Genomic DNA, 7765 nt, shown 5'->3' on the forward strand with positions numbered 1-7765 from the left:
AATCACTGATTGAAGTAACCGTGAGGACGGCTGCGAGTCATGGGATGAAACTCTCGCCGCGTCGGTGTGTCGACCCGATCCATACGGTTACCGATGGTTTGCTGACTTCGCACGAGCTGGTTCCAGTCCATCTGATGCGAAGGGAGCGAGTCGATGCTTCGGTATTTCCACCCCGCCGCCGCGCTCTGCTGCGCGGCACTGATCACCCTGGCCCCCGCCGCGACCGCGGCGCCGCAGGCCGACCCCGCCCGCGACGCGCGCGGCAACCAGTCGGCGACCCCGGCTGTCTCGGCCGGAGTGGATCTGATCATGGCTTCGGCGCGCCTCGGGATGAAGACCCTGGCGCTGACCATCGTTCCGATCCACCAGTTCCCGTCGTTCGACGCCATCATCACGCGCGAGAGCGGCTGGAATGTGTTCGCGGTCAACCCGACCAGCGGCGCCTACGGCCTAGGCCAGGCGCTGCCGCCGGAGAAGATGGCCACGCACGGGCTCGATTGGCCCTTCAATCCCGCCACCCAGCTCCGCTGGACCTACGACTACATGGTCGCCCGCTATGGAAGTCCCGACGCCGCATGGGCGTTCTGGCAGCGGAACCACTGGTACTGATACCGCGTCAATCCTCGACCGCGAGCGCCTGCCGCATCGTCAACCGTCCCTGCGTCTGCATCAGCGAACGCCGGTAGATCTTCTCCGCGACCAGGACGATGCCGTAGATCCCCACGGCCATCAGCAGCAACGACACGAACGGCTCCCACCAGGCTGCCGTGCCCTCGGCCAATCGGCTCGGCATGGCGACGATCGAGACCACGGGGACGTAGGACGCGATGACCCGCCACGTGCCGGTCAGGAAGATTCCCGCGAACAGCACGATCATGATCAGCATCGACATCGGCATGGCGGTCGATTGCAGATCCTCACTGCGCGTCGCGAGCGCACCCGCGACCGCCCAGAAGCTCGCCAGCGCGAGGAAGCCCACCACGAAGAAGACGATGAACCAGCCCGCCGCGCCCGCGATCCTGGCGACCTGATCGCCCCTGCCGATCACCTGCAACCCGATCAGTCCCGCCCCGACGAACAGCGCGAGTTGCGCGAACGCCATCACGGTATTGCCCATCACCTTGCCGATCAGCAACTGCCGCAACGGAATCGCGCTCGCCAGGATCTCCACGACGCGGTTCTGCTTCTCCTCGACCACGCTCTGCGCGATGGCCATGCCGAACAGGAACGACGCCATGTAGAAGAGGAACGCGAAGACGAAACTCACGATGTTCGCCAGACCCGGATCGACCGCGGATTCCTCCAGCAGGTCGTAGGACACGATGCCGCCGCGACCCAACTCCTCCATACTCAGACCCGCGGCGGCGGCATTGCGCTGCACCGCCAACTGCTGCGCGGCGGCGGTGAGATAGGTTGCGGCATCGTCGTTCTGCGCTGTATCGCCGACGAGGCGCCACCCGCCCTGATCGGCCGCGACCAAACCGACCTCGACGTCCTCGTCGCGCACTTGCTGCTCGACGGCCGCCGAATCGGTCTGCGGGCGTGCGGTGAAGGTGATCTTCTTGTCCGCGCTCGCCGCCAAAGCATTGGCGGTCTCGACGATTCGATCGGCGCCCGTGCCGACGACGGCGACGTCGATCTCGTCGGTGCGGTTGCTCATGAACCCGCTGATGGCGAGGGACACGATGATCACGACGATGGTGATCGCCGTGGATACCAAGAAGTTTCGGTCGCGCAGCTTCACCGCGATCTCCCGCGCGGCCACGATCCGCCATACCCCGCGCGGGGCGAAATCCGTGCTCATGCCTGCGCCTCGCTGACGCTCGGCTCCGGCATGCGCACGGCGCGCTGGCACATGATTCGTTCACTTCGTTCACTCATGCCGTCACCTCCCGGTAGATCTCCGACACCGAAGGCCGCACTTCGGCAAGTTCACGCACCGAGCCGCGGGCCAGCGCTTCGCCGAGCAGCGCTTCGGTTGTGGCGCCGTCGAGTTCGAGCAGGACGCTGGAGCCGTTCGTTTGCAGCACCCGCACGCCCGCGAACGTGTGCACCCAGCCGGGGTCGCCGCCGAGCGAGAGCCGATAGCGCGTGGAACCGGTGGAGCGTAGCTCGTCCACCGAGCCCTGCCCGACGACCCGCCCGGACGCGAGGATCACCAGCCGGTCGCACAACCGCTCCACGAGATCCAGCTGGTGCGAGGAGAACAGGACGGGCACGTCGCGGTCCGCGTACTCGCGCAATAGGTCGGCCATCGAGTCGACGGCGGCCGGATCGAGCCCGGAGAACGGCTCGTCCAGGATCAGCAGCGACGGCTCCGCGATCACCGCCGCCGCGATCTGCACCCGCTGCTGGTTGCCCAGCGAGAGGGATTCCAGCTTGTCCTTGGCGCGGCCGCCGAGATCGAAGCGCTCCAGCAGTTCTTTCGCGCGCCGCCGGGCGTCGGCCGCCGACTGCCCGCGCAGCCTGGCCAGATAGACGAGCTGGTCGAACACCGGCTGCTTCGGATACAGGCCGCGCTCCTCGGGCATGTAGCCGAACGACCGGCGATCCGCGGCGGTCACCGGCCTGCCCTGCCAGCGCAGTTCCCCGCCGTGCAGCGCGAGCACGCCCATGATCATCCGCATGGTGGTGGTCTTGCCCGCGCCGTTGCCGCCGACGAATCCGGTCAGCGCGCCGGGCATCACGGTGAACGACACGTCGTCCACCGCGACCGTGCCCCCGAATCGGCGCACCAGGTGCGCGACTTCCAACATCGAACTCCCCTGTCCTCAGCCGTTCCACCCACCCTAGCGGCGGACCGAGCCATCCGAGGCCGGGACAGTCACCGGTGCCGCACACCCGAGGCGTGGTCGTCGTCGGGCGGGGGCATCTGGGCCGACCAGCCACAAGGCATGCCGCAGTACGCCACGATCTCCGTAGCCACCGTGTCGTCACCGCGGCGACGCTCGATGGAGGACGCCTCGGCGGGGTAACCGCAGTTCGGGCATTTGCCGAAATAGTCGAGGACCGCGCGGATTCGCACGCGCTCGGACAGCTCGACGCGAAGGTGGACCGCCGCGTGGTCGTTCGGAGAATCCTTGGCTGTGGACATTGGTCCTCCGTGGTGTGCGTCGAATCAGCCCTGCGGCACGGGCAGCGGAATGACGATGCCGAACGGGAGGGTGATGGCAGGGGGTGGGCCAGCGGGTGCCGGGAGTTGCGGCACAGGCTCTGGCAAGTTCGACCCGGGTGCGACAGCAGGAGCCGGTCCGGGGTCCGAGAGGTCCGACTCGGGCGCGGCGGAAGAGTCTGGTCCAGGCTCGAACTCCGGAAGAGCCGACTCCGGCGGGACATCTTGTGGTTTCGGCTCGTCGTACGGTTGGCCGCCGGTCTGCGGATGCGGGTCCTCCGATGTGCAGGGCATTCCCGGCCGCACCGGTGGGGCTTCTGGCTGGATGGGCTCGACTGCAGTGCCGCCGTAGGACCGGCCGGGCACGAGCAGGCGGCCGCCGGGTTCGCCGGGTCGCGGCATCGGAGCTGGAACCACCACCTGCTCACAGGGATTGGGCTGCGGCTGCGGGCAGAAGATCCCGCACGGAATCGGCGGTAGGCCAGGGATGGTGATCATCACCTGGGTCGGCGCCGGGGCCACGGGGACTTCGGTGGTAGGCGCCGGTTCCAGCGGGATCGTCGGCGGCGCGGTGGTGGTGTCGACGGCGACCATTTCCGGACCCGACCGGATCACGGGCGCCGACCCCGGCGGAATCAATCCCGGATCGATCGTGACACGCGCCGGAGCGCCGCCGGTGCGATAGGCCGCCGACCAACTCAGCACGTCGCTCGCGTACGACAGCGAGTTGTTGTACCGCAGCACGGCACGCAATTCCTGCGCCGGATCGCGCAAGTCCGACCCACCCGAACACAGGTACTTGCCCGCGGCCAACGACGCGTCGAACACGTTGTGCGGGTCCGCGACTCCGTCGCCGTTGCCGTCCGTCGCGTACGAGCTCCAGGTGCTCGGCAGAAATTGCATCGGCCCCATCGCGCGCACATATCCGCCGTCGGCGGCCTTGATGATCTCGTTGCCCGGCACACTTCCGTCCAACGCGGGGCCGAAGATCGGCGACACCGTCGTCCCCGCGGCGTCTGTGCGACCGTTTCCGGCGTGGGCGGACTCGATCCGCCCGATCCCGGCGAGCAGATTCCACGTCAACCCGCATCCGGGCATCGAGGACTCCAGCGCCAACTCGGCATTGCGGTAGGCCGCCAACACGATCTCCGGTATGCCCAGCGACCCGCCGGTGTTCGGCAGCGAAATGTCTTGGAGTGAGACAGAACTGGCGATCGCCGGAGTCATGGCGCGTAGCCTGCGTGGCGCGTCCGGTGCCACCGGAAGCAGGCCGACGGTCCGCGCGAGTTCGTCCTCGTCGCCTTTTGGCACCGAGCCTTCCCGCGCACCGGCCAGTATTGCTTCCGGAGCTTCGGGTGGAGCACTCGAACCGCTCGAGTACGTCGCCGATCCCGTGACGATCAGTCCGGCGACGGCCAGCGCCGATGCGGTCAATGGAGCGGATACACGCATTCGGCCCTACCAATCCTCTTCCACGCCGGAGAGCGGCTGTGCTGCTTCGGCGCTCGGTCGGTGGGGCCGCTTCCTCCCCGCCGACCCAGGTCACCGACGTTCCTCACTTCCCAACGAATGAGGAATTGCCATTAACATACAGCATCATTCACCGACGCCAGAGCACAATTCGTCGAAGACCATTTAATTACTTATGGACTGCGGTGTGCGTCCGCCCGTACCGCCCCCGCCAGCTGGAGCCGTTCGTCACCCGCCGATGGTCACCAGTCGACGAGGCCCAGTTCGTGCAGTTTGCGGAAGACGAGCATCGAGCCGGGAGCGACGTGGTCCATTGCCGCGTATTCGCGGACGGTGAAGTAGCGGAGTTCGGCGATTTCGCCGCTGGGGTGCGGGTCGCCGTCGAGTTCGGCGGTGAAGCAGGTCATGTGGAGTCGCGTGCCGGGTGCGTGGCCGTAGGCCTCGGCTTGGAAGACGCCGAGTTCGGTGTAGGTGGCGACGCCGACGCCCAGCTCCTCGCGGACCTCGCGATGCAGCGCCGCTACGGGCGTCTCCCCCGCGTCGATCTTGCCGCCCGCCATGTAGAAAACGTCCTTGCCGATGGACCGCGCCTGCAGCAGACGCCGATTCCGGACATGAGCCAACGCAGCTGTGCGAATCACCGGCCCACCCTACTGAGCGGAACGGGCCGCCGGTCAACCCGATATCGGGCACCGCCCGGCACGTCACGACTGCTGCTGCACGATTGTCGAACGGCCGCCCAGCGCGGCACGACCGGGCATCGGCCGCTGTTGCTCGGCTATCGGGCTGCGGCCTGGCGCGTCATGACCGGGCGTCGGGCGCTGTGCTCGATCCGTAGGTGCCACGGCTATGGCAGCCGACGGCTGGTGCCGCCAGATGAATCCCCTTGTGCCGGCGCGTGATGTTCTACAGTCGGCTCACACCGATGCGCATCCGGCTGACACGGCATGGTCGCGAGGAGGAATCGTGCCCGATGGCTCACGGTCCACCGTCCTGACGAATATCGGCACCCTGGTCACCAACGACCCCGAGTCGGGTGACGGCGCCCTCGGCGTGCGGCACGGCGCGGCCGTCGTGTTCGACGGCGGACTGGTGGCCTGGGTCGGAGACGCGAGCGAGGCGCCCGCCGCCGACGATCGAGTGGATCTGGCGGGTCGGGCGGTGCTGCCCGGATTCGTGGAGAGCCATTCGCATCTGGTCTTCGCCGGGGAGCGGGCAGAGGAGTTCGCGGCACGGATGTCCGGAGTGGAGTACGCCGCGGGTGGCATCCGCACCACCATCGCCGCGACGCGAGCGGCCGACGACGAGCAGCTCGCCGCGAATGTGCGGCGGCTGATGGACGAGTCGGTGCGGTCGGGCAGCACGACGGTCGAATGCAAGACCGGCTACGGCCAGACCACCGAGGACGAGTTGCGCAGCGCGCTGGTGGCCGGGCGGTTCACCGACGAGGTGACCCTGCTCGCCGCGCACGTGCCGCCGCCGGAGTACGCCGGACGGGCCGACGAGTACGTCGAAATGGTGTGTCGCGACATGATTCCGGCTTGCGCACCGCACGTGAAGTGGATCGATGTGTTCTGCGAGCACGGCGCGTTTACCCGCGAACAGTCCGAGGCCGTACTGCGGGCGGGTGTTGCGTACGGGCTGACGCCCCGCGTGCACGGCAATCAGCTCGGCGCGGGACCCGGTGTGCGACTGGCGGTGGAACTCGGCGCGGCCTCGGTCGACCACGTCAGCTACGTCACCGCCGCCGATATCGACGCCCTTGCGGGCGGCTCGACGGTCGCGACGCTGCTCCCGGCCGCCGACTTCTGCACTCGCAACAGCTATCCCGATGCTCGGGCGTTGCTCGACGCGGGCGTCACCGTCGCGCTCGGCGCGGACTGCAATCCCGGTACCTCGTATACGACGAGCCTGCCGTTCTGCATCGCGCTGGCGGTGCGCGAGCTGCGGATGACGCCGGAGCAAGCGGTGTGGTCGGCCACGGCCGGCGGTGCGCGGGCGCTGCGCCGCGACGACGTCGGGAGTCTGCGAGTCGGGTCGCGCGCCGACGCGCTCGCGCTGGACGCACCGTCCTATCTGCACCTGGCCTATCGGCCCGGTGTGCCGCTCGTCCGCTCGGTGTGGCGCGGCGGCGTGCTCGTATCGGACGCGGCCGCATGAACGTCGACATCGCACCGCGACCGTGGACCGGCCGTGTCGACGGCGACGCACCCGAGCACGCGCGCTGGCATCAGCTCGTCCGGCCCTATGACCCGACGCGCGCGGTCGGAAAGGGTTGCGTACTGATCGGATTCGCCAGTGACGAGGGTGTCCGCAGGAACAAGGGACGTCCCGGCGCCGTCGCGGGCCCGGACGCACTGCGCGGCGCGCTGTCGTCGTTGGCGCTGCCCGAACCGCTCGATCTGGAGGACGCGGGCACGATCGTGGTCGGCGGCACGGACTTGGAGTCGGGTCAGCGGCGGCTCGGCCGCGCGGTCGCGGCCGCGTTGGACGCGGGCCGCTTTCCGGTGGTGCTCGGCGGCGGCCACGAGGTCGCCTTCGGCACGTACGCCGGGATCGCGGCGGCACGGCGGCGCGCCGACCTACGGTTGGGCATCCTCAACTTGGACGCCCACTTCGACCTGCGCGCCGATGACGCACCGAGTTCGGGCACCCCGTTCCGGCAGATCGCCGAGGCGGAATCGGTGGCCGGGCGGTCCTACCGCTACGACGTGCTGGGTATCAGCCAGCCGAGCAACACCGTGGCGCTGTTCGAGACCGCGCGCAGGCTGGGCGTTCACTACCTAGCCGACGAGCGCTGTGGGGTTGTCGACCGGCCGGCAGTGGACGAGTTCATCGATACTTTCCTGAACGACGTCGACCTGGTCTATCTCACGCTCGACCTGGATGTACTCCCGGCCGCCGTGGCCCCGGGCGTCAGCGCGCCCGCGGGCTACGGCGTGCCGGTCGAGACCGTACAGCGGGTGTGCGATCGAGTGACGGCGAGCGGCAAACTCGTCGCCGCCGATGTCGCCGAACTCGCGCCGGTATTCGATATCGACGCCCGCACCGCCCGCACCGCCGCGCGACTGATCCACCGGATCGTCCTCGGTCACCGGCCGGTGAGCTGAGGCAGGCACTCCCGTACCCGGCTACCGCGCCCACTCGATAACCGACGGTAGTCAAATGGCGGCTTACCAAGAT

General features: G+C 68.5%; 8 protein-coding genes. 3 read left to right on the forward strand and 5 right to left on the reverse strand.

Annotation, left to right across the window (positions count from 1 at the left end; genetic code table 11):
* Nucleotides 1-153 precede the first annotated feature (153 nt).
* The gene (locus NAM01S_RS20265) at nt 154-609 is read left to right on the forward strand and encodes an aggregation-promoting factor C-terminal-like domain-containing protein (RefSeq protein WP_067787555.1); all 456 of its coding nucleotides are present in this window, start codon (nt 154-156) and stop codon (nt 607-609) included.
* A gap of 7 nt (nt 610-616) precedes the next feature.
* On the opposite strand, the gene NAM01S_RS20270 is transcribed toward NAM01S_RS20265, so the two are convergent.
* The 5 genes from NAM01S_RS20270 to NAM01S_RS20290 all read right to left on the reverse strand — a co-directional run bounded on the left by NAM01S_RS20270 (nt 617) and on the right by NAM01S_RS20290 (nt 5223).
* Nucleotides 617-1804, reverse strand: a complete 1188-nt coding sequence (locus NAM01S_RS20270) for an ABC transporter permease (RefSeq protein WP_067787557.1) — start codon at nt 1802-1804, stop codon at nt 617-619.
* 73 nt (nt 1805-1877) lie between these two features.
* The gene (locus NAM01S_RS20275; protein ID WP_067787559.1) at nt 1878-2756 is read right to left on the reverse strand and encodes an ABC transporter ATP-binding protein; all 879 of its coding nucleotides are present in this window, start codon (nt 2754-2756) and stop codon (nt 1878-1880) included.
* Between the two features lie 68 nt (nt 2757-2824).
* A complete protein-coding gene (locus NAM01S_RS20280; RefSeq protein ID WP_067787561.1) occupies nt 2825-3094 on the reverse strand; it encodes a hypothetical protein in 270 nt (89 codons plus the stop codon).
* Between the two features lie 24 nt (nt 3095-3118).
* A complete protein-coding gene (locus tag NAM01S_RS20285) occupies nt 3119-4564 on the reverse strand; it encodes a lytic transglycosylase domain-containing protein (RefSeq protein ID WP_067787562.1) in 1446 nt (481 codons plus the stop codon).
* Between the two features lie 260 nt (nt 4565-4824).
* Complete coding sequence (locus NAM01S_RS20290) at nt 4825-5223, reverse strand: NUDIX hydrolase (RefSeq protein ID WP_067787564.1); 399 nt, start codon at nt 5221-5223, stop codon at nt 4825-4827.
* Nucleotides 5224-5545: 322 nt separating this feature from the next.
* Here NAM01S_RS20290 and hutI point away from each other — a divergent pair, with 322 nt between their 5' ends.
* Nucleotides 5546-6742, forward strand: a complete 1197-nt coding sequence (gene hutI / locus NAM01S_RS20295) for an imidazolonepropionase (protein ID WP_067787573.1) — start codon at nt 5546-5548, stop codon at nt 6740-6742.
* Nucleotides 6739-7692 (forward strand): formimidoylglutamase, encoded by a 954-nt coding sequence (gene hutG / locus NAM01S_RS20300; RefSeq protein WP_067787566.1) that lies wholly within the window; start codon nt 6739-6741, stop codon nt 7690-7692. The genes hutI and hutG overlap by 4 nt, the downstream gene beginning before the upstream one ends.
* Nucleotides 7693-7765 lie beyond the last annotated feature (73 nt).

The sequence above is a fragment of the Nocardia amikacinitolerans NBRC 108937 genome, from assembly GCF_001612615.1.
GTDB classification, from domain to species: Bacteria; Actinomycetota; Actinomycetes; order Mycobacteriales; family Mycobacteriaceae; genus Nocardia; species Nocardia amikacinitolerans.